The following is a 24,234-nucleotide window of genomic DNA, read 5'->3' as shown; positions in this document are numbered from 1 at the left end:
ATGGCGTTCCTCTTCATCAGTCACAGCAGCCAGGACCGTGCCGTGGCGCAGAGGCTGGCCGACTGGCTCAAGTCGGTCGGATTCGAGGGCCTGTTCCTCGACATCGACCCCGACGCGGGTATTCCGGCCGGCCACCTCTGGGAGCGAGAGCTCTACACCCAACTCGCCCGGGCCGACGCCGTGATCTACCTGGCGAGCGCGGCCTCGGCACAGTCCCGCTGGTGTTTCGCCGAGCTGACCCATGCCCGCCGGGCGGGGCGGCCCGTGGTGCCCGTACGGCTCGACGACGCGCCGCGTCCCGGGATCCTCGGCGATGTGCAGTGGGTCGACCTGAGACAGGAAGAACCCGCTTTCGCCCCGATCCTGGAGGGCCTCAGGCGCGCCGGCATCACCGCCACGGACTCCTTCGCCCGTGATCCGGCCCGGCCTCCCTACCCGGGACTCAAGGCGTTCACAGCCGAAGACACGGCCGTGTTCTTCGGGCGCGAGAAGGAGACCGAACGGCTTCTCCAACTGCTGAACCCGGTCATGCGCTACGCCGGCGGCCGCTTCGTGGCGGTCGTCGGCCCGTCCGGCAGCGGCAAGTCGTCCCTGGTGCATGCGGGCGTGCTGCCCCGGTTACGGCGCCGGGCGAACCGATGGGTGGTCGTGCCGCCGTTCCAGCCCGGGATGCGGCCCACCGCCGCACTCGTCGCCGGACTGGAACGTGCCTTCGCCGATCAGCGCGATCCACGCTCCTTCGAGGAACTGTCGCGGACCCTCGCGCAAGGCTCCCAAGGCCTCGCGCAACTGTGCACCGAACTCGCCCGGCCGGCACCTGCGGACGGTGAGCCGCGGAGCGTTCTCGTCGTCGTCGACCAGGCGGAGCAGCTCCTGAGCCGTACCGGGATCGCCGAGCAGCGCTCCTTCATCCGCCTCCTGGACGACGTCCTCGGACCGGACAGCCCCCTGTGGGTGTTGGCGACCGTGCGCTCGGAGTTCCTGACCACGAGCCCCGAACGTGCTGGAATCACGGAGGCGATCGACGACACCCTGCTCGTCCAGCCGCTCAGCCAGAACAGGTTGTCCGAGGTCATCGAGGGCCCGGCTCGGCAAGCCGGGCTGACTTTCGAGGCTGGCCTCGTCACCCGCATGGTGGCGGAGACGACCGGGGGCGACGCGCTGCCCCTGCTGGCCTACACCCTGCGCGAGCTCTACACCCGAACGATCGGCGAGGGCACCGTGCGCCTCGCGGACTACGAACGGCTCGGCGGAGTAGTAGGGGCGTTGCGGGGCAGCGCCGACAACATCCGGGGGGAGCTGGACCAGCGAGACAGAGGGGGCGCCGTACTGCCGACCCTCCTCAAGTTCGCCGCAGTGGAGGGCGACCGTCCCCCGACAGGCAGACGTGTGCGGTACGACGACCTCGATGCGGCCGGACGGGACGTGGTGGACGCCTTCGTGGAGGCCCGGCTGCTTGTCAGTGCCGGCGACGCCGAGGAAGGCACGTCGGTCGAGGTCGCCCATGAGGCACTGCTGCGTCAGTGGGACCCACTGCGCCGGAGCATAGAGGAGTCCCGCAACGTGCTGCGGACGCGCTCCGACCTGGAGCGGCTGGCGGCCGACTGGGAACGTGGCGAGCAGGACGAGTCGTACCTGCTGCGCGGCGGCAGGCTCGAGACGTTCGACGACTGGTCCACCAGGCACCCGGGCGAACTCGGCCCCCTGGAACGCCAGTTCCTGACCTCCAGCCGAGCACACGCGGTCAACGAGCTTGCGGCGGCCAGGCGTTCCAACCGTCGCCTGCGTGGACTGGCCGCCGGACTGGCGGTGCTGCTCGTGCTGACCGTCCTGGCCACCGCAATCGCCTACGTCAGCAACGCCCGCGCTCAGTCCCGCGCCCGGCTGGCCTTGGCGGGGAAACTCAGCTCGGAGTCGGACCAGTTGGTCGGCACCGCGCCGGACGTCGCCATTCTGGTGGGCTTGCAGAGCCTGAGTGTGGCCCATGGCGACCGGCCCGAACCCCAGCCGCCGTCAGGGCTGATCACCGGACTGTCCAGGTTCACCCACGCCTCGACCCTGCTGCCTCACCCCGACCAGGTCCAGGGGGCGGCCTTCAGCCCGGACGGCCGTCTGATCGCCACCTGCGGCTGGGACCGCACCGTACGACTGTGGAACGCGACCACCGGCAAGCCAGTCGGGGCACCCATGACAGGGCATCAAGCAGCTGTCATGGACGTCGAGTTCGACCCTTCCGGACGGTTGCTCGCGACCGGCGGCATGGACGGCACAGTACGTCTGTGGGACGTGGCGACCCGGCGGCAGCTCTCCGTTCTCCAGGGAGACGAGGACGGAGTACGCGATGTCGCCTTCGACCGCAGCGGACGTGCTCTGGCCTCGGGGGGCCTGGACGGCACAGTCAAGCTCTGGGACGTACGCCGAAAGCGCCTGCGGGCTGTCCTCAAGGGACACACGGACGGCGTGACCGGCGTGGCCTTCAGTCCGAACGGCCGCCGACTCGTCACCTCCAGCTGGGACATGACCGCCCGCCTGTGGAGCGTCGGACCGGGCACTCCGCATGTTCTGCGGGTCTTCCGCGGCCACAGAGACTGGCTGCGTCGCGTGGCCTATGGACCCGACGGCAGAACCATCGCCACGGCGAGCGCCGACGGGACCGCCCGGGTGTGGGACACCACTACCGGCAAGCAGCGAAAATGGCAGATCGACGCGCACGGGCGTGAACTCTGGTCGGTCGCCTTCAGCCCCGACGGCCGGCTGCTCGCCACCGCCGGCGACGACGGCACGGCCCGGCTGTACGACGCCCGGACCGGAACACAGCAGGGTCTGCCGATCATCGGCCACACCGGTCTGGTCAATCAGGTGGTGTTCAGCCCCGACAGCAAGAAGCTCGTCACGACCAGCTGGGACCGCACCGCCCGGATCTGGCATGTTGCGCAGACATACTCGATCAGCCAACCGCTCGTCGGTCATCGAGGTGATGTCAACGGCGTTGCCTTCAGCCCCGACGGGAAACTCATCGCCACCGCGGGTGAGGACAGCACAGTACGACTGTGGCGCGCAGGCTCCGGGACATCCGTGGTCCGGACTCTGCGCGGGCATCAAGGCGCCGTCTACCGGGCGGTGTTCAGCCCGGACGGCAGCCTGCTCGCCACCGCCGGCGAGGACGACACCATACGGTTGTGGGGCCTGCGGCCCGGCAGACCCCGGCTACGGATCCTCACCGGCCACCACCAGGGCGTGTTGGACGTCGCGTTCAGCCTCGACAGCCGACTCCTCGCGACCGCGGGAAACGACAGAAAGATCCAGTTGTGGTCGGTCGACAGCGGTCGCACGGTCGGGGCACCGCTGAGCGGGCACGGTGAAGTGGTGAACGGCGTCGCCTTCAGTCCCGACGGCCGTCTGCTGGCCTCGGTGAGCAACGACCAGAGCGTCCGGCTGTGGGACGTGGCCAAGCACACTCCCGTCGGTACGCCACTCAAGGGCCACACCAACGCGGTTCAGGAGGTGGCCTTCAGCCCGGACGGCAAGCTGCTCGCGACGGCGAGTCTCGACCACACGGTGCGCATGTGGGACGTCGCGGCCCACCGGCAGCACGGCACGGCCCTCACCGGGTTCAGCGCCGGAGTGGAGGATGTGGCCTTCAGCCCGGACGGGCGCCTGATCGCCGGCGCGGGGGACGACGGCACCGTACGCACTTGGGACACACGCACGGGTGGCGCGACCGGACTGGTCCTCAGCGGCCACCGGGGCGAGGCCTATGCGGTGGCGTTCAGCCCGGACGGTGGATCCATGGCATCAGCGGGTGCCGACGACACCGCGCGCCTGTGGAATCCGCGTTTCACGGCGTGGAAGGAGTTCGGTTGTCGGCTGGTCGGCCGCAACCTCACCGCGGCCGAGTGGCACCAGTACGTCCCCGGACGGCACTACGAACGCACCTGCCCGAACCTGCCGTCCGGACCGGGCGCCCCCACCCACGCCCCCGGCGCCGGGTACTGACATGGCGACCCTACGAGCGGACGACCCCGCCACCCAGTCGGCCTGGGACCAGCAGAGCGTCTGGTCCCAGGCCGCGGGCCGGGCCAAGGCTGCCATCGACCGGGCGCGGGCCTTGAGTCTCGCGCTCGGGCTTGCCGCGGCCGTTCTCGGGACGGCCGCGTCCCAGACCATCGCCCAGCACCCGGCCCTGGGCAAGGCGCTTGCCTTCGGCGCCGCCTGTGCCACCGGTCTGGTGCCGATCGTCGCCCGGTACGCCGGACCCGGCGCCGTACGTGACTGGACACGGCTGAGAGTGACCAGTGAGGCGCTGAAGAGCGAGACCCATGTCTGGCTTGCGGGCGTGACGCCGTACCGGGGGCCGGGCGCCCGACTCGTCCTGCAGAAGCGCCTCGGGCAGCTGCGTGAGGAGGCCGCGGACCTTCTCCCCGGCACCGCGGGCATCGACCCCGTCCCACGGCGGCCGCCCGCGGTGTCGGACGTCGACACGTACATCGACCTCTGCCTGCGGCCGCAGATCACCGGCTACTACCTGCCCCGGGCGCGGGCCATGGGCCGCCGTATCACCCTGTTGCGCCGCGCGGAGGCCGGGCTGGGAGCGCTCGGGGTGCTGCTGGGCGCACTGGCCGGGACGTTCGAGGTGGAGCAGGCGGCTGCCTGGGTGGCCGTCGCCACCACCGCGAGCGCGGCGATCACCGCACACGGCATGGCCGCCAACTACAGCTACCAGCAGGTGCAGTTCACCGCCACGGCCGCCGACCTGGAGGACGCCGTCGCGCGCTGGTACGCCGACGCCGACCGCACCGGTCCGGCAGCCGAGGACGACTTCGTCGCCCACTGCGAGCGGGTGATCTCCGTACTGAACGACACCTGGATGGCGAAATGGACCTCGCAGTAGCCGCCGCCGACGTCACTCCCGGGCCGTGGCCTCCTTCGGAAGGCGGCGCGCCAGCAGCGTCCAGGCCAGGACCGCCGCGCCGAACGACACCCCCGCCACCACCCACAGCGCGCTGTGCACACCCGCGGTGAACGCGTCCCCGACCGCGCCCGTGATCTGCGGTGACGAGCGGCCGGTGGACCTGCCTCCGCTGCGGGCGACCGAGACGACCTGGTCGACCACCGGGGCCGGCAGGTGGTGTGCGGTGAGGCGGTCGGGGAGGGTGCCGAGGAAGCGGACGGCGAGGACGGCGCCGAGTATCGCCGTCGCGAGGACCGAGCCGATCTGGCGGAAGGCCGTCACGGCCGAGGAGGCCGCGCCCATCTGCGGACCCTCGACCACCTCGAAGGCGGCGGCCGTGGACGGGGCGACCACCAGGCCGCTGCCGAGCCCGGCGAGCACCAGACCCAGCGCGGTGACCGCATAGGAACCGTCCGGCTGCTGGCCCAGCAGGACCAGAGCGGCGGCGGTGGTGACGAGCGAGCCCGTCGCCAGCAGCCGGCCCGCGCGGACCCGTCCCGCCAGTCGCTGCGCCGTGGCCGTCGCCGCGACGAACGCGAGCATCGCGGGCAGCAGCCGTATGCCCGTGTCCAAGGGGCCGAAGGCACGGACCCGTTGGAGGAAGAGCACCTCCAGGAAGACGACGCCGACGAACACGAACAGGGCGGCCGCCGCAACGCACAACGCCGCCGTGTAGCGGGCGTTGGCCATCATGCGGACGTCCAGCATCGGTACCGCCCTGCGGCGCTCGGTGAGGACCAGCGCGGTCAGGGAGACCGCGGCCACCGCCAGCACGGCGATCACCACCGGGTCGTCATAGCCCGCCCGGCCGCCCACCGCTATGCCGTACACCAGCGTGGACAGTCCGAGCACGGCCCAGAACTGGCCGGCCAGGTCGAGGGGCCGGTCCGGCACCCGGGACTCGGCGACCGCGCGCAGCGTCACCGCGACGGTGATCACCGCCAGCGGTGTGTTCACCAGGTACACCGCCCGCCAGTTCCATGTCTGCAGCAGGGTGCCGCCCAGCAGGGGGCCGACGGCCAGACCCACGCCCGAGACCGACACCCACACCGCTATGTAGCGCAGCATGCGCGGCAGGTCGACGAAGAACGTGGTCGTGATCAGGGCGAGTGAGGTGGGCAGGACCAGGGCGCCGCCCAGTCCGCTGATGCCGCGCCCTATCAGCACCTGCGGATAGCTCTGCGCCGACGCCACGACCAGGGAGCCGGCCGCGATCAGAACCGTGCCGGTGATGAACACCCGGCGCCGCCCGAACCGCTCGCCCAGCGCCCCGCCGGACAGGACGCAGGCAGCGACCACGAGCGTGTACGTGCTGGACACCCAGCTCAGGTCGGCGGGCGCCACCTGCATGTCGACCTGGAGCGCCCGCAGCGTGGAGATGGCCGCGGTCACCTCGATGAACGACATGAACAGGCCGAGGCAGGCGGCCAGCAGGACAAGGCGGCCGTGCGGGACAACCGGCGCCGGAGGCGCGCCTGTTGTCAGTGGCGTGCCCGTGTTCAGCGGTGCGCCTGTGCTCATGTCGCCTGTGCCTCCCTCTCGGCCTGCTCGGCCAGGCGGCGCTGGGCCTCGTCCCAGGTGATCGGCAGCTGGTCGCGCTCCGTGTTCCAGAACACGAACACCGAGCCCTTCATCCCGGGACGCAGCCCGCGCACACTCCTCGCGTGCGGATCGGTCCCGGAGAAGGTGTTCAGGGCGTCCTGGTCGCGCCAGGCCGACAGCGTCCAGAACGTCCTCTTCAGCGGCTCCGCCTTCAGCGAGGCACCGAGCAGCCCCGGCGAGCTGCGGACCTGCTGGAAGATCACCAGGGAGAGCAGGAAGAACCTGGGCACGCTCAGCAGTGAGCGCAGCTCCAGCCGGGAGGCCATGACCAGCGGCGGGCCGACGGGCTCGGTGCCGTCCTTGGCGGTGCCGGGCATCCACGGAATCGTCGGCATGGAGGTTCTCCCCTCGGCGGGATCAGGCGGTCATTCACAAGAGTCCGCGGGCGCCCCATTCCGTGCACCCCCGCAGGGGTGAATCCGCCGGCACTGCGTTCAATCGCGCTCACGGAGCGCCCGGTTGACCGGATCCGGACCTTCCGCAGGCGCCCCCCTCGATGCCCTATCGATGCCTTCGATAGCGGAAATCCGGCCGCCGATGGGTCGATTGACCCCGTTTTCCGGCCCGGCCTACGGTGCTTGTGCGCCGTCCGCAGAGCAACTCTCGCGGACCGCCGCCCCTTTCAGAGGTATCAGCCCTCTGCGCCTCACCGTGACCGTTCCCGAGAACTGTTCGAGCCGAGGTGCAGCCCTGCCATGACCACCCGTGTCGCTGTCGTCGGAGCCGGGATCTCCGGACTCTCCGCCGCCCACCACCTGCCGGACGACGTCGAAGTCACCGTGTACGAGAGCCAGGACCGCCCCGGCGGCCACGCCCACACCGTGGAAGTCGACGAGGGCGGCCGCACCATCGGCGTCGACACGGCCTTCGTGGTCTTCAACGCACGGACGTATCCCGAACTCACCGCATTCTTCGAGAAGTTGGGTGCCACCGCCCTCGACCACACCGGCGGCTTCGACTTCTTCGACCTCGACCGCGGACTCGACTACGGAACCGCGGAGTTCGAGCTCTCCGAGGACGAGATCGCCGCCCGCTACCCGGCCGACTTCCTCCCCCTGTGGCGGGACGCCGAACGCTTCCACCGCGAGGCTCCGAGGGACTTCCTGCGCAAGCGCACCGACCTCTCCCTCGGCGACTACCTGGACCGCGGCGGCTACACCGACGCCTTCAAGTACGGCTACGTCGTCCTGCTCGCCACCGCCGTCTGGTCGGTGCCCGCCGAGCTCATCTGGGAGATGCCCGCGACCACGGTGATCGCCTTCTTCATGTCCCACGACCCCGGCGGCCTCGGCGGCCGCTCGGTGGCCTGGAAGACCGTGTCGGGCGGCAGCATCGAGTACGTCCGCCGCGTCGTCGCCGGCGTCAACGGCAAGGTCCGCACCGGCGCCGAGGTGACCCGCGTGCGGGAGGACGGGGACGGTGTCGTCGTCGCCACCGCCGCCGGCGAGGAGCGCCACGACTACGCCGTACTCGCCGCGCACGCCGACCAGACCCTCGCCGTGCTGGAGCAACCCACACCGTTCCAGGCCGAGATCCTCGGCAAGGTCCGCTACAGCGCCACCCGCGCGATCCTGCACACCGACCCGTCGAGCATGCCGCCGAACCGCGACCGCTGGCAGAGCTGGAACTACGGGCTGAAGACCGTGGACGGCCACCCCCGCACCTGGGTCGCCTACTACATGAACTCCCTGCAGGGCTTCACCGCCGAGCGCGACTACTTCGTCACGCTCGACTCGCCGATCGCCCCGCGCGACGAACTCGTCGTCCGTGAACTGCCGTTCACCCACCCGGTCATCGACCTGGAGGTGCGTGCCATGCAGCGCACGATCTACGACGTCAACGCCCCCGGCGGCCGCATCAAACTGGCCGGCTCCTACTTCCACGCGCCCCGCATCGGCGTCGACCTCATCGGCTCCCACGAGGCCGGATTCGTCTCCGGGCGCAAGGCGGCCGAAGCCGTCGCCCGCGAGATGCAGACCCGTCACTGAACCGCGAACCGCACAGCACGAACGGACAAGGGGAATCCCAATGCAGCGTGTCACCGCCGAAGAAGCACAGACCTGGCTGGTCGAGAAGCTCGCGATCCGGCTCGGGGTCGACCAGGAGCAGATCGATGTCGAGCGCTACTTCGACGAGTTCGACCTCGACTCGACGGAGGCGCTGATCCTCGCCGGAGAGCTGGAGAAGTGGCTCGGCTTCGAGCTCGAGGCCACCGCGCTCTGGTACCACCCGACGATCGCCGCCCTGTCCGAGCACATCGCCGAGGAGAGCGACCGTCATGTCGCCGCGGCCTGACACGGCCACCCGACGTCAACCGGGCGTCTCCCGCCCGCTGTTGACGACGCCCCGACCGGCGGACCCGGCCGCGCGGACGGTCGTCGCCGTCCACCCGGGCGCGCTGCCCGCCACCGCCTGGCAGACGGTCGCCGCGCGGCTGCCCGAGGACCACGCACTGCACCTGTGCGACCTGGGGAACGTCCCGGAGTACTTCGCGGCGGCCCTCGTCCCGACCCTCTCCGTCATCGGCGTCCGCGAACTCGCCGACCGCTGTCTGACGGAACTGACCGCCGCCGGACTCACCGACCGGCGCTTCACTCTCGTCGGCTGGTCCTTCGGGGGAGTGGTGGCCTACGAGATCGCCGCCCGCCTCGACACCCAGGGACCCGGCGACCGGGTCGAAGGCCTGGTCGAGGGCCTGGTCGACGACCTCGTCGTACTCGACTCGATCGCACCCGTAGCGGCCTTCCAGCGGCCCGACGAAGCGCTCCAACCGGCCATGCTGCTCACCTGGTTCGCGATGTACCTGGGCGCCAAGCGCGGCCGCCGTCTCACCCTGGAGCCGGCGGTCCTGGACGGTCTGGGCGAGGAGGACGGCCTGGGCGTCCTGCTCGCCGAGGCGGTCGAGCAGGGAGTGCTGCAGGACGGCACCGAACCGGCCGGACTGCGCAAGCTGTACACCGCGTTCCACACCGGACTCGTCCGCAACAACCGGTGCACCGCCGGGTACCTGCCCGACCCGTTGGACCGCACCGTCACCGTCGTCAAGCCGGAGCGCTCGCTGCTGCCCGACAGCCCCGACCTCGGCTGGAGCGGACTCAGCGGCCGCCCGCTGCGGCAACTGGCCGTCCCCGGCGACCACTACACGATGCTCCACGAACCGGAGACCGCGGACACCCTCGCCGCCCTGCTCGCCACCGGTTCGCGAACCGGCTGAACTTCCACACCACTTGACGCAACCGCCGCACACGACCCGCGCGACGCGCAAGCCCGAGAGGACCACCATCGTGCACTACTCACGTCTGGCCGAGACGCCGATCGCGATCGTCGGGTTGGCGGGCCTCTTCCCCAAGTCGCGCGACCTGCGCGAGTTCTGGCACAACATCGTGGACGCCGAGGACTGCATAGAGGACGTCCCCGAGAGCCACTGGAACACCGCGGACTACTACGACCCGGACCCCGAGGCCGAGGACAAGACCTACGTCCGCCGCGGCGGATTCCTGCCCGAAATCGCCTTCAACCCCATGGAGTTCGGGCTCCCGCCCAACACCCTGGAGGTCACCGACATCCTCCAGCTGCTCTCCCTCACGGTGGCGCGCGACGTGCTGCGCGACGCAGGCGCCGAGAACGGCAGCTGGTACGACGCCTCCCGCACCGGTGTCGTCCTCGGCATCACCGGCGCCAACTCCCTCACCCAGCCGCTCTCCGCGCGCCTGCAGACCCCGGTTCTCAAGGAGGTCGTACGCAGCGTCGGCCTGAGCGAGGCGGACGCCGAGGAGATCGCGCAGCGCTTCAAGAAGGCGTACATCCCGTGGGAGGAGAACTCCTTCCCCGGCATGCTCGGCAACGTCGTCGCCGGCCGGATCGCCAACCGCTTCGACCTCGGCGGCACCAACTGCACCGTCGACGCCGCCTGCGCCAGCTCCCTCGCGGCCGTCAAACTCGCGGTCAGCGAACTCATCGAGGGCCGCGCCGACATGATGATCACCGGCGGCTGCGACGCCGAGAACACGATCCTCATGTACATGTGCTTCAGCAAGACCCCGGCGTTCTCGAAGACCCAGCAGATCCGCCCCTTCGACGAGTCCGCCGACGGCACGCTGATCGGCGAGGGCATCGGCATGCTCGCCCTCAAGCGCCTCGCCGACGCCGAACGCGACGGCGACCGCATCTACGCCGTACTGCGCGGCATCGGCACCTCCAGCGACGGCCGCTTCAAGAGCATCTACGCCCCGCGCGCCGAAGGCCAGCAACTCGCCCTGCGCCGCGCCTACGACGACGCCGGCGTACCCGTCGACTCCATCGAGCTGTTCGAGGCGCACGGCACGGGCACGGCCGTCGGCGACCACACCGAGCTGTCCGCCCTCTCCTCCGTCGTCGCGGCCGGCAACGAGGACCACGGCTACGCCGCCATCGGCAGCGTCAAGTCCCAGATCGGGCACACCAAGGCGGCCGCGGGCGCCGCCAGCCTCATCAAACTCTCCCTCGCCCTGCACCAGAAGGTGCTCCCGCCGACCATCAACGTCGAAACACCGAGCGAGGCGGTCGACCCCGCGAGCACGCCCTTCTACGTCAACACCGAGGCGCGTCCCTGGGTGCTGGACCCGGAGCGGGACAAACGCCGGGCGGCCGTGTCGTCGTTCGGCTTCGGCGGCACCAACTTCCACATGGTGCTGGAGGAGCACGAGGGATCTTCACAGGTCAAATCCCTTGGCCCGACGGTCCGTTGGGGCCTGTGGCACGCGGCCGGTCCGGAGGCGCTCGCCCTGCGCATCGAGAACGGTGCCGCTCCGGACGAGTCCGGCGCGATCCCCGCGGCCGACGCCCGCATCGGGATAGTGGCCCGCAGCGACGACGAATTCACCGAACTGTGCGGTACGGCAGTGGAGTTGCTGCGCGCCCGCCCCGACGCGGACTCCTGGCAGCACCCCAAGGGCATCACCTACCGGCGCCAGGCACTGCCCACGTCCGTCAAGACGGCGGCCGTGTTCGCCGGGCAGGGCAGCCAGTACGTCGGCATGGGGCGGCGGGCCGCCGTCGCGCTGCCGCCCGTACGCGCCGCCTTCGACCGCGCCAACCGGCTGACCGCGGGCCCCGACACCCTCGCCCGCACGGTCTTCCCGCCGCCCGCCTTCACCGACACCGCCCGTGGCGAACAGGAAACGGCCCTGCGCCGCACCGACTTCGCCCAGCCCGCCATCGGCGCGCTCGCCTCCGGCCAGTACGCCTGGCTGCGCGAACTCGGCTACCGCGCCGACGGCGTCATCGGCCACAGCTTCGGCGAACTCACCGCGCTGTGGGCGGCCGGGGCGCTGGACGACGACCAGTTCGCAGGGCTGGCGCGCGCCCGCGGCCGCGCGATGGCCCCGCCCGAGCAGGCCGCCGCCGACTTCGATCCCGGCGCCATGGCGGCCATCCGCGCCTCCCTCTCCGACGTCCAGGGACTGGTTGCCACGTACCGCAATGTGGCCATCTGCAACATCAACGCCCCCGGCCAGATCGTCGTCGGCGGTCCCACGGACGAGATCGACCGCCTGGTCGCCGACGTCTCGGGCCGCCGTATCCCGGCCAAGCGGCTGCCGGTCTCCGCCGCGTTCCACACGGGCTTCGTCGCCCACGCCGCGGACGCGTTCCGGCAGGCCGTGGAGTCGACGGGGCTGGGCATCCCGACGGTCCCGGTCTACGCCAACACCCCGGGATCCGCGTACGGCAGCGACGCGGCGGCCAACCGCCGCACCCTCGTGGATCAGTTGCTCCAGCCGGTCGACTTCGTGTCCGGCATCGAGAGGATGTACGCCGACGGCTTCCGCGTCTTCGTCGAGTTCGGCCCCAAGCGAGTGCTGACGGATCTGATCGACCGCATTCTCGAAGGCCGCACCGACGTCGTGACCCTCGCGGTGGACGGCGGGCCGAGCAAGGACAGCGAAGTCTCACTGAAGCGTGCGGCCGTCGAACTTGCGGTGCTCGGGCTGCCGCTCACCGGCTTCGACGACCACGTCGAGCCGCGCGCCCAGCTGCCCGCCCGCAAGGGCATGAACATCCCGCTGCGCGGCATCAACTACGTGACGCAGGAACGGCGTTCGGCATATCAGGATGCGATCGCAGAGCCGTTGACTCTGGCGGCGGGTGCCCGTGCCGGTGACGGTGCGGGCGGCTCCGACGGCGTCGAGGATGTCGTACGCGACGGGCTTGCCCTCCAGGCGGAGATCCTCACCGCCCACGCGGACACCGTGCACGCCTCGGTCCGTTCGCTGGAGGAGTCCGTACGGGCCGGAGGGCACCCCGACACGGAGGCCGCGCTGCGGCTCATACAGGAGCAGAGCGCGACGATCGGGGCAGCGCACGAGCGGGCTGCTCGACTGCTGCTGGATGCGTTGCGTGCGGCTCCGCCGGCCGAGGAGCCGCAGCCGACGCCGGTGCCGGAGCCGACGCCGGTGCCGGAGCCGACGCCGGTGCCGGAGCCGACGCCGGTCACGGTCACGGAGGTTGAGGTCGAGCCCGAGCCCGAGACAGCGGCCGAGCCCGAACCCGAGCCTGCGCCCCAGCCCGTCTCCGTCGCCGATTCCGCCATTGCGGCTGGTGTGATGGATGCGCTGATGGGTGCGGTGGCGGAGAAGACGGGTTACCCGGTGGAGATGTTGGAGCCGGGGATGGATGTCGAGGCTGATCTGGGGATCGATTCGATCAAGCGGGTGCAGATTCTGGGTGCGTTGCAGGAGTCGTATCCCGTTTCGGAGGATGTCGATCCGGAGGTGCTCGCGGAGTTGCGGACGCTGGACGACATCGCCGGCTTCCTGGCTTCCACTGTGCCTGCCGAGTCGGCTCCGGAGCCGATTGCCTCTGCGGTCGAGACCGTCACCCTTCCCGAGCCCGAGCCCGAGCTCGTCTCCGTCGCCGAGTCGGCTGTTGCGGCTGGTGTGATGGATGCGCTGATGGGTGCGGTGGCGGAGAAGACGGGTTACCCGGTGGAGATGTTGGAGCCGGGGATGGATGTCGAGGCTGATCTGGGGATCGATTCGATCAAGCGGGTGCAGATTCTGGGTGCGTTGCAGGAGTCGTATCCGGTCTCGGAGGACGTTGATCCGGAGGTGCTAGCCGAGTTGCGGACGCTGGACGACATCGCGGGCTTCCTCGCCTCCACTGTGTCCGTCGAACCCACCACTCAGCTCGAGCCCACTGCTCAGCGCGAACCCACCGCAGCACTCGCCCCCGAGCCGGTCGTCGCCCCCAACTCGGCTGTCGCCGAAGGCGTGATGGAGGCCCTCCTGGGCGCGGTGGCGGAGAAGACCGGTTACCCGGTGGAGATGTTGGAGCCCGGCATGGATGTCGAGGCTGATCTCGGCATCGATTCGATCAAGCGGGTGCAGATTCTGGGTGCGTTGCAGGAGTCGTATCCGGTCTCGGAGGATGTCGACCCCGAGGTGCTCGCGGAGTTGCGGACGCTGGACGACATCGCGGGCTTCCTGGCCTCCACCGTGTCCGTCGAACCCACCACTCAGCCCGAGTCCACCGCTCGGCCCGAACCCGCCGCAGCACCCGCCCCCGAGCCGGTCGCCGCCCTCAACTCGGCTGTCGCCGAAGGCGTGATGGAGGCCCTCCTGGGCGCGGTGGCGGAGAAGACGGGTTACCCGGTGGAGATGTTGGAGCCGGGGATGGATGTCGAGGCTGATCTGGGGATCGATTCGATCAAGCGGGTGCAGATTCTGGGTGCGTTGCAGGAGTCGTATCCGGTGTCCGAGGACGTCGATCCGGAGGTGCTCGCGGAGCTGCGGACGCTGGACGACATCGCCGGCTTCCTCGCCTCCACCGTCGCCACCGTGTCCACCGTCCCCACCGGACCCGCCCCCCGGACAGCGGCCCCCGCACCCGCCGCCCCCCTCGCCATCACCTACCCGCCCGCCCCCGGCATCGGCCGTACCTACGCCGACCTCACCGAGATCGCCCCGCCCCACACCCTGGTGGGTGCGTACGCCGAACCGCGTACCGCGGTGCTCGTCGACGACGGGTCGACGCTCACCCGGCCGCTCGCCGGAGCGCTGCGCGGTGACGGCTGGCGGGTGGAGATCGTCGCGCTGCCGGGTGTCGACAGCGTCGTGCCGGAGGCGGATGTTGTGCGGCGGCTGGCGAGTTGGGACGAGGGGGAGCTCGCCGGGACGCTCGTGAGCGGACGGATCGATCTCGTTGTACAGATGGCGGCCGCGGCGGGACAGCAGTGGGGCGAGGGTGTGCAGCGGCTCGAGCACTGCCTGCTGGTCGCCAAGCACAGCCTGGCCGCGCTGAAGTCGGTCGCCGCGCAGGGCACCCGTGCCGCGTTCGTGGCCGTCACCCGGCTCGACGGGGCGAACGGCTACCGCGGTGGCGGCGACGCCTCTCCGCTGCTCGGCGGGGTCGGCGGGCTGGTGAAGACCCTCGCCGTCGAGGCGCCCGAACTCTTCGCCCGTACGGTCGACTTCGCGCCGGAGCTGGCTCCCACCACCGTCGGCGCGCGCTTCCTCGGCGAGATCCACGACCTGTCGGCCGAGCACGTCGACGTGGCGCACGATCCGGCCGGCCGGCGTGCGATCGCGCTCGCGGCCGAACCGCACGAGGCACACGCGGCCGCCGTCCCGGAGGTCTCCTCCGACGACCTGTTCGTGGTCACCGGCGGCGCCCGCGGCATCACCGCCGACTGCCTGCACGCCCTGGTCTCCGCCCGGCCCGCCGGACTGCTGCTGCTCGGCCGCAGCCGGCCCGCGCCGGAGCCCGACTGGGCCGTGGGACACGAGGGCCCCGCCCTGCGCGGCCTCATCGCGCGGCGGGCCGCGCAGGGCGGGCAGAAGCCCAACCCCCGGGCGATCGAGGGGGAGTTCCGGGAGATCACCGCGTCCCGCGAGATCACCGCGAACCTCGCCAGGCTCACCGCCACCGGCGCCCGTGTCGAGTACCTCGCCGTCGACATCACCGACGCCACCGAGGTGCGCCGCGCGCTGACGCCGTACGCGGGAAGGGTCACGGGCATCGTGCACGGGGCCGGTGTGCTCGCCGACCGGCTCATCGCGCAGAAGTCGCCGGAGGAGACCCGCCGGGTGCTGGGCACGAAGCTGATCGGGCTGGGCAATGTGCTGGACGCGCTGCGCGGCGTCGCCGAGCTGCGGCACCTCGTCTTCTTCTCCTCCGTCGCCGGGTTCTTCGGCAACCGCGGGCAGTCCGACTACGCCATGGCCAACGAGGCGCTGAACCGCATCGCCGTACGGCTGAAGCGGGAACTGCCCTCCGCGCGCGTCACCGCGATGAACTGGGGCGCCTGGGACGGCGGCATGGTCTCCGACGACCTGCGCGCCATGTTCGCCTCGCGCGGGATCGCCCTGGTGCCGCTCGAGACCGGTGCGGGCATGTTCGCCGAGCAGTTCACGGCCGGGCACGGGCACGACACGGTGATCGTCACCGGGCCGCTCACCCCGCTGTCCGGGCCGCCCGCGGCGCCGGCCACGGCGCTCTCGCCCCTGGTCGTCGACCGGACGCTGACCGACCTCGCCGACCAGCCGCTGCTGACCGACCACACCATCGGCGACCGGCGGGTGCTGCCCGCCACCGCGGCACTCGGCGTGCTGGCCAATGCGGTGGAGACGGCGACCGGTCGACCGGTGGGCAGGGCAAGCGGGTTCAAGGTCTTCAAGGGCGTCGCCTGGGACGAGCCGGAGGGGCAGCAGCCGCAGCGGCTGCGGCTGTCCATCGAGCCCGTCGGCTCCTCGGCGGAGGTGGACGTGCTCGCCTCGTCCGTCGACGCGAGCGGTCGCAGCCGGCCCGCGTACAGCGTCCGGCTGAGCACGGGTGACGCCGGGCAGCGGCCCGCCGACCGCGGCGACCTGGCGGGCCTCGCCCGCAGCGCGGCCGGGCAGGACGCGGCGCGGCTGTACCGCGACGGCACGCTCTTCCACGGGCCCTCCCTGCGCGGCCTGCGCACGGTGCTGGCCGGCGACGAGCAGCGGCTCCTCGTACGGGCCCGGCTCGCCGACGACCGGCCCGCGCTCGGCGGCTATCACGCCCGGCTGCACAGCCCGGTGCTGGCCGACCTGCTGCTGCAGGCCGTGCTGGTGTGGGTGCGCGAGCAGCGCGGGCGGGCCTGCCTGCCGATGGAGATCGGACGGCTCAGCCTGTACGCGCCGCTGCCGTCCGACGGGGACTTCCTCGTCGCCGTCGAGGACGTGCGGCCCGGCCGGACCGGCGTCACCTGCACCGTGACGGCGCTCGACCCGCAGGGCCGGGTGCTGGCCGTCCTGGAGGACGTGGTCGCGGTCGAGGACGCGGAGCTGGACGCACGGTTCAGGCAGCCGGGCCGGGCGGCCGCCGCGGTCACGGTCTGACGACGCTCGGAGGCTGATCCGTCATGGGCAAGTACGCGATCGTCGGACTGTCCTGCCTCTTCCCGGGGGCGGCCACGCCCGACGCCTACTGGAGCAACCTGATGGGCGCGGTCGACTCGCGCACCGAAGGCGGCGAGAGGGTCTTCGGGCACGCCCCGACGGCCGAGGGCGACGCTGGGGACCGGCACCGCATCTACTGCACGCGCGGCGGGTTCCTCGAGGCCACGGCGGACCTCGACCTCTCCCGGTACCTGCTGCCCGCCGACTACCTGGCCGGCCTGGACCGCTCGTTCCACTGGGCGCTCCGGGTGGCCGAGGACGCCCTGGCCGACGCGGGTGTATCCCCCGCTGCCGCGGACGGCCGGGCGGCCGGCCGGAGGACCGGTGTGGTGTTCGGGAACTACCCGTTCCCCACCCCGGCCTCCGGCCGAACAGCGGGGAAGCTGTGGGACGCCGCGGTCTCCGAGGGCCTCGCGGCGGCCGGCTTCCCCGCGGCCGGGTTGCCGTCCGGTGCGGCGGACGGCAGCCCGGCCAGTGACCGGGGGACAGCACAGAGGGCCACGGCACACAACCTCTGGCCCGGCGGGCTCCCCGCCCATGTGGTCGCCGCCGCCCTCGGGCTCGACGGCCCCCGCCACACCCTCGACGCGGCCTGCTCCTCCGCGCTGTACGCCATCAAACTCGCCTGCGACCGACTCGCCACCGGAAGCGCCGACCTGATGCTGGCCGGCGGGGTCTGCGCCCCCGACCCGACCGTCATCCACCTGTCCTTCTCCGACCTGCACGCCTACCCGCCGGACGGCTTCAGCCAGCCTTTCGACGCCCGTTCGAAGGGCATCATCACCGGCCAGGGCGCGGCCATGGTCGCCGTCAAGCGGCTCGCCGACGCCCGCCGCGACGGGGACCGGGTGTACGCCGTCGTCGACGCCGTCGCCCTCGGCAACGACGGTCCCGGCAAGCACCTGCTCGCCCCGAACGTCAACGGCCAGCTCGCCGCGTACGAACTCGCCCACCGGGACGCCGGCATCGAACCGCACGACATCCAGTACGTCGAGTGCCACGCCACCGGCACCCCGCTGGGCGACCGCACCGAACTCGACGGTGTGGAACGGTACTTCGGGCGCGGCCCGCTGCTCGGCTCGGTCAAGGGCAACATCGGGCACCTGCTGACCGCCGCCGGGATGAGCAGTCTGCTGAAGGTCGTCCTCGCCCTCGGGCACGGCGTCATCCCGCCCACCGTCGGCGTGGACCGGCCGCTGCCGGGCACGGTGGCGGACCGTGTCGTGCGCGAACCCACGCCCTGGCCCGCCACCGAGGGCGTACGCCGGGCCGCCGTCTCGGCGTTCGGCTTCGGCGGCACCAACGCGCACGTCGTCCTGTCCGGACCCGACACGGACGCAGAGGACGACGGCACCGAGCGGCGGACACCGCAGCCACTCGCCGTCATCGGCATGGGTGCGCACCTCGGATCCTTCACCACCCTCGACGAGTTCGAGCGGGCGGGATACGAAGGCACGGGCGCCGTAAGGGAGTTGCCGTCCCACCGGTGGCGCGGGTTCGAGACGCTCGACGGCGTCGGCGCGCCGCAGGCCGCGTACATCGAGGGCTTCGAGGTGGACGCCACCTCCTACCGCATCCCGCCCAAGGACCTCGACCACTTCAACCAGCAGCATCTGCTGATGATGCGGGTCGCGGAGGAGGCACTGAAGGACGCCGGGTACGAGCGTCCCGGCCCCGGCGGCCAGGACGGGGCCAAGGGGCGGCGGGTCGCCGTCGTCCTCGGCATGGAGATGGAGCCCAGCGTCGAGGGGCACGGCGCCCGTTACGCGCTCGGCCGCAAGCTCGCCGCCTGGTGTGCCGCGGCCGGTCTGGAACCGACGGACGACCAGCTGGCCGCGCTCACCCGGGCCGCCCGGGACGGCATCCACGACTCCATCGAGGCCAACGAGGTCCTCAGCTACATCGGCAACATCATGGCCGCCCGGATCTCCTCCCTGTGGAACCTCACCGGCCCTTCCTTCACCGTCTCCTCCGACAGCGCCGTCGGAGTCGACGCCCTCGACACGGCCCGGCTGCTGCTGCTCGACCCGAGCATCGAGGCGGTCCTGGTCGGAGCGGTCGACCTGGCGGCCGGTCCGGAGTCCACACTGGCCCGGGAGCTGCTGGACGCCGGGAGCGTGCTCGGTGACGGCGCCGGTGCCGTCGTCGTGACCCGGCCCGGCTCGGTCCCGCCGGAGCGCACGGTGTACGCCACCGTCGACGCCCTGGCCGTCCACCACTCGCCGACCCTCGACCCCCGGCCGGCGCCGGACCTCGTGGCCGCCGCGGCCGAGGAAGCCCTCGCCGCCGCCGGAGTGACACCGGCCGACGTCGAACTCGTGGAGGCCGGGGCCGCGCAGGACGCTACGCTGGAAGGCCTCGTCCGCGTGTGGTCGGCCGAGCGAACCGGCGGGGCACTGCGGACCGCCGTCAGCGCGGTCAACTCCGCGGTGGGGGACACCGGTTGTGCCTCCGCCCTCGCCTCCGTCATCCGGGCGGCGCTGTGCCTGCACTACGCCTACCAGCCGGTCGCCCCGGCCGGCGTCGACGGCGCCCGGCTCGCCGGGTCCGCGTTCTTCCTCGCCGGCGACTCGCGACCCTGGCTCCGCGAACGCCGCGAGGGACGCCGTACGGCCTGCGTCAGCATCACCGGCAGCGCGGGCAGCCACGCCCATGTGGTGCTCGGCGGCGCGCAGACGCGGGGCGAGGTGGCGGCGACCGACTGGGTGCGCTCCGGCGGCAGCCTCGTCGTGCCGGTCGGCGCCGACGACATCGACACCCTGATGCGGCGGCTGGGCGAACTGCGCGACGCCGTCGAGAGCGGCGGCGACTGGGCGGCCCGGCTCGCCGAGGACCGGCCCGCCGCGCTCAAGGCCGTACTGGTAGCCGACGATCCGGCAGGGCTCGTACGGCAGTTGGACCAGGCCGCCAAGGACCTGCCGGGGGTGTACCGGGCGGGCGGCGAGTGGACCTCGCCGTCCGGGAGCTGCTTCGCCGCCCGTCCGGCGGGCGGGCCGGGCACGAAGACGGCACTGGTCTACCCGGGCGCCTTCAACTCGTATCTCGGCCTGGGGCGTTCGCTCTTCCGGGCCTTCCCCGGACTCCTGCCCCGCTTCGAGACACAGGCCGAACTGCCCGCGGAGATGCTGCGCTCGGCGGCGCTGTACCCACGCGCGCTTGCGCCGCTCGACCGGCGTGAACTGATGGGCCGCGAGGCGGAGTTGATCGAGGACATCCCGCTGATGCTGGCCGTCGGCACCAGCTATGCCCTGCTCTCCACCGACCTGGTGCGCGAGGTGCTCGGGGTGCCGGTGCACGGGGCGTTCGGCTACAGCCTCGGCGAGAGCAGCATGCTGTTCGCCACCGGCGGCTGGGTCAAGGAGGCCCGCGCCACGACGAAGATCGACGCCTCGCCGCTCTTCGTCGACCGGCTGCGCGGCCCGAAGAAGACGGTGCGGGCGCTGTGGGGCATCGGGGACGAGGTGCCGGACCAGCAGGTGTGGGCGACTCATGTGCTGCTGGCGCCCGCGGATTCCGTGCGCGCCGCCGTGCAGCGCCACGACCGCGTCTTCATCACCCACGTCAACACGCCGACGGAGGTCGTGGTCGCGGGCGACCCCGCCCAATGCCGCGACCTGATCGACTCCTTGGGCTGCCAGAGCGCACGCTCTCCCGCCAACCACGTCATGCACTGCCCGGTGGTGGACGGAGTGCTGGCGGAGCTGGCCGACCTGAACCGCTACCCGACCGGCGACGTGGGCGACCTCGTCCTCTACAGCAGCCGCCACTACGCCCCCGTCGGCGCCCTCGACCAGGACGTCGTCGCCCACAACATCGCCGTCACGCTGCGCGAGACCGTCGACTTCCCCCGCCTGATACGACGGGCCTACGAGGACGGCTTCCGCTGCTTCATCGAGGTCGGACCGTCCAGCACCTGCACCCGCTGGGTCCACGAGACGCTGGGCGACGACCCGCACATCTCGGTCCCCGTCGACCGCCGGGGAGCCCGCGGCGCAACGGACACCGCCCGCCTCGTCGCCCGCCTCGCAACCCACGGGGTCCCGGTCGACCTGACCCCGTTCCGCCCCCGAACGGCACCCCGCCGACGCCCACTGGGCCTGCGCACCTTCACGGTGGGCGGCACACCGGTCGCGCCGCTGGTGACCGCGGCGGCTGCACCGGTGGTCGGATCGGTGCGACGCGTGACCGCGCCGCCGGAGTCCGTCCCGGCGAAACGTGTTCTCCCGTCGGAGCCCGTGCCGGTGGCGTCCGCACCGGGCGGCGGAGTCGAGCCGCGGGAGCGTGCTGTGCCGTCGTTGCCGGTCCCGGTGGGATACACCGATCCGGTCCCGGCGGCAGCGTCCGCCGTCCCGCCCGCACCGACGCCCACCGGAGCCCCCGCGCAGACAGCGACCGCCGTCGCCCCGCCGCCCTCGGTGTCCGTCGCGTCACCCCCCGTCCCGGTGACCGCCGGGGCCCTCGACCAAGCCCCGGAACTGCCTGACACGGCATTCCACGCCACGGAATGGGACACCGCGATGCCGACCCGCCCCGACGGTCCGCCCGTACCCGCGCTCTCGCTGGAGCGGGAACCGATCACGATGCTCCCCGCCGACGCCACCGCGCCGCAGGCCGAACGCGCCGACGTGCCGCCCCGCCCGGCCATCTTCGGCGCCCCCCTGCCCGTACCGGAGAAGCCGCGGCAGCCGGACCGGACCACGGACGACCACGCGGCCACCCTGACCCTGGTACGCAGCCTGCGTGCCGAGATCCTGGAGGCGCACCAGGAAGTCCTGGACGCCCAGCGGGAGTTGCGGGAGGAACTCACGGCCGTGCTGTCGGCTTCGGCGTCCGTCCAGGCGGCGCCGGCAGCCACTCCGCGCCCGCCGAAACCCGAGGGCGTCGTCTGGGACGAACACGACCTCCTCGAGTTCGCCGTCGGCAAGGTCGGCAACGTCTTCGGCCCCCGCTTCACCCGCATCGACGGTTACGACCGTCGCGTACGACTCCCCGCCCCGCCCTACCTCTTCGCCACCCGCGTCACCCAACTCGACGCGGAACCAGGGGAGTTCAAACCGTCCTTCATCCGTACCGAGTACGACGTACCCGAGGACGCCTGGTACGCCGTCGACGGGCAGGTCCCGCCCGCCGTCACCATCGAGGCCGGCCAGTGCGACCTGCTGCTCATCAGCTATCTCGGCGCCGACTTCACCAACCGCGGCCAGCGCGTCTACCGCCTCCTCGACAGCAGCCTCAGCTTCCTGGGCGACCTGCCGCGCACCGGTCAGACCCTGCGCTACGACATCTGGATCGACCAGTTCGTCCGCCAGGGCGACACCCTGCTCTTCTTCTTCCACTACGACTGCTACGCCGACGGCGAGCTCATCCTCAAACTCAACAACGCCTGCGCGGGCTTCTTCACGGACGAGGAGCTGGAGAGTTCGCCGGGCCTGGTGCAGGGAAGGGTCGCTCCGGGGCTCAAGACCCAGTCCGATCCGGGGCGTACGGCATTCAAGCCCCTGGCCACCACCCACCGCACGTCCCTCACCTCCGCCGACCTCGACGCCCTCGCCGAAGGCCGCATCGCCGACGTCTTCGGACCCGGCCACCGGCAGCCCCCCGGCTGCAACACCTCCCTGCGGCTGCCCACCCGGCCGCTGCTGATGGCGGACGAGGTCACCGTCCTCGACCGCAAGGGCGGCAGCCACGGGCTCGGGCGGATCGAGGCGGTGAAGGAACTCGCCTCCGACGCCTGGTACTTCACCAGCCACTTCCCCGACGACCCCGTGCTCGCCGGATCACTCGTCGCCGAGGGCGCCGTACAACTCCTGGAGACCTACGCCCTCTCCCTCGGCCTGCACCTCACCCTCCCCGACGCCCGCTTCCAGCCCGTGCCGGACCTGCGGACCGAGGTGAAGGTGCGAGGGCAGATCACTCCGCGCAACGCCCGTATCGAATACCGCATCGACATCACCGAGTTGAACCTTCTGCCCCGGCCGTCGCTCGTCGCGGACGTGGTCGTGTTGCGCGACGGCACCCCGTCCATCAGCGTCACCGGACTCGGCATCCGCCTCCGCGAGAAACCCGGCACGCCCTACCGCCCGGAGACCGCCGGTACGGTCCCGCACTTCCTGGGCCGGCTCTCCCCGGCCACCTCAGAGCCCGCGCTGCTCAACGAGTTCCACATGGCGCACGCCGCCAAGGGCGACCTGGCCGTCGCGATGGGTCCCGAGTTCGAGATCTACGCCGACAGCAGGGCCCCGTACATCCCCAACGGCGACTTCCTGTTCGTCGACCGGGTGATGAAGCTCCAAGGCACGCGCGGCACGCTCAAGCGCGGCGCGGTGATGGTGACCGAGTACGACTCGCCCGACGACGCCTGGTACTACGCAGACAACGGCCACCCGTACATGCCCAACTGCGTCTACATGGAGTCCAGCCTCCAGGCGGCCATCCTCCTCGGCTACTACCTCGGCGCCACCCTGCCGCTCCCCGAGGAACAGTTCAGCATCCGCAACCTGGACGGCCACGCCACCCTCGTCAAGGACGTCGACCTGCGCGGGAAGACCGTCCAGCACCGCTCGACCCTGCTGTCCAGCGACCGTATGCCGGGCTCCATCCTGCAGAACTTTTCCTACGAACTCTCCTGCGACGGCGAGGTCTTCTACACCGGCGAGTCCCTCTTCGGCTACTTCAACGAGAAGGCGCTCGCCCATCAGGTCGGCCTGGACAAGGGGAAGCACGTGCTGCCGTGGCTGGACACGCAGCCGGCCAGGCCGCCCGGTACCCGGCGCATCGACCTGCGCGACTTCCGGGCCGCAGAGTCCGCGCGCCGCGGACCGCGACTGGCCGGCGGCCACCTCGACCTCGTCGAGTGGGTCGACATCCTGCCCGGCGGCGGCGAACACGGCCAGGGATACGTCCGCGGACACCGCTCCATCCGTCCCGACGAGTGGTACTTCTCCTGCCACTTCCACCGCGACCCCGTGATGCCCGGCTCCCTCGGCGTCGAGGCGCTGCTGCAGGGCATGCAGGTGTACGCCGTCGAGACCGGCCTCACCGACGGGCTGCGCAACCCGCGCTTCGCACTCGCCACGGGCATCGACACGACCTGGTCCTACCGGGGCCAGATCCTGCGCACTGACCCCGACATGGAGTTCGACGTGCATATCAAGGGGATCCGCCGCGAACCGGGCCGGATCGTCCTGCTCGGCGATGCGTACGTCTGGAAGTCGACCCTGCGCATCTACCGCCTGGGCGACCTCGCGATCGAGATCCACCACGACTAGGCGGTTCGGCAGC

9 protein-coding genes are annotated in these 24,234 nt (G+C 71.6%); 7 read left to right on the top strand and 2 right to left on the bottom strand.

What is annotated here, in order from left to right:
* Nucleotides 1-3,996 (top strand): TIR domain-containing protein, encoded by a 3,996-nt coding sequence (locus ACFY10_RS36740; protein WP_390669604.1) that lies wholly within the window; start codon nucleotides 1-3, stop codon nucleotides 3,994-3,996.
* Between the two features lies 1 nt (nucleotide 3,997).
* Complete coding sequence (locus ACFY10_RS36735; RefSeq protein ID WP_390669603.1) at nucleotides 3,998-4,891, top strand: DUF4231 domain-containing protein; 894 nt, start codon at nucleotides 3,998-4,000, stop codon at nucleotides 4,889-4,891.
* Nucleotides 4,892-4,903: 12 nt separating this feature from the next.
* Here ACFY10_RS36735 and ACFY10_RS36730 read toward each other — a convergent pair whose 3' ends face one another.
* The gene (locus tag ACFY10_RS36730; protein WP_390669602.1) at nucleotides 4,904-6,472 is read right to left on the bottom strand and encodes an MFS transporter; all 1,569 of its coding nucleotides are present in this window, start codon (nucleotides 6,470-6,472) and stop codon (nucleotides 4,904-4,906) included.
* A complete protein-coding gene (locus tag ACFY10_RS36725; RefSeq protein WP_390669601.1) occupies nucleotides 6,469-6,888 on the bottom strand; it encodes a DUF3291 domain-containing protein in 420 nt (139 codons plus the stop codon). Before ACFY10_RS36725 ends, ACFY10_RS36730 begins: the two co-directional genes overlap by 4 nt.
* Before the next feature lie 360 nt (nucleotides 6,889-7,248).
* On the opposite strand from ACFY10_RS36725, the gene ACFY10_RS36720 reads away from it, so the two are divergent.
* The 5 genes from ACFY10_RS36720 (at nucleotide 7,249) to ACFY10_RS36700 (ending at nucleotide 24,221) form a co-directional block, all read left to right on the top strand.
* On the top strand, nucleotides 7,249-8,541 hold the full coding sequence (locus ACFY10_RS36720) for an NAD(P)/FAD-dependent oxidoreductase (protein WP_390669600.1): 1,293 nt from the start codon (nucleotides 7,249-7,251) through the stop codon (nucleotides 8,539-8,541).
* A gap of 40 nt (nucleotides 8,542-8,581) precedes the next feature.
* A complete protein-coding gene (locus ACFY10_RS36715) occupies nucleotides 8,582-8,848 on the top strand; it encodes an acyl carrier protein (RefSeq protein ID WP_390669598.1) in 267 nt (88 codons plus the stop codon).
* Entirely contained in the window at nucleotides 8,832-9,767 is a 936-nt protein-coding gene (locus ACFY10_RS36710; RefSeq protein ID WP_390669597.1) for a thioesterase domain-containing protein, read from the top strand. The genes ACFY10_RS36715 and ACFY10_RS36710 overlap by 17 nt, the downstream gene beginning before the upstream one ends.
* Nucleotides 9,768-9,837: 70 nt before the next feature.
* On the top strand, nucleotides 9,838-16,893 hold the full coding sequence (locus ACFY10_RS36705) for an SDR family NAD(P)-dependent oxidoreductase (protein ID WP_390669596.1): 7,056 nt from the start codon (nucleotides 9,838-9,840) through the stop codon (nucleotides 16,891-16,893).
* A 23-nt stretch (nucleotides 16,894-16,916) separates the two neighbouring features.
* The gene (locus ACFY10_RS36700) at nucleotides 16,917-24,221 is read left to right on the top strand and encodes a beta-ketoacyl synthase N-terminal-like domain-containing protein (protein WP_390669595.1); all 7,305 of its coding nucleotides are present in this window, start codon (nucleotides 16,917-16,919) and stop codon (nucleotides 24,219-24,221) included.
* Nucleotides 24,222-24,234 lie beyond the last annotated feature (13 nt).

Origin of the sequence: Streptomyces sp. NPDC001401 (assembly GCF_042895385.1) — a bacterium.
GTDB lineage: Bacteria > Actinomycetota > Actinomycetes > Streptomycetales > Streptomycetaceae > Streptomyces.
This window is presented reverse-complemented; position numbering and strand designations above follow the sequence as displayed.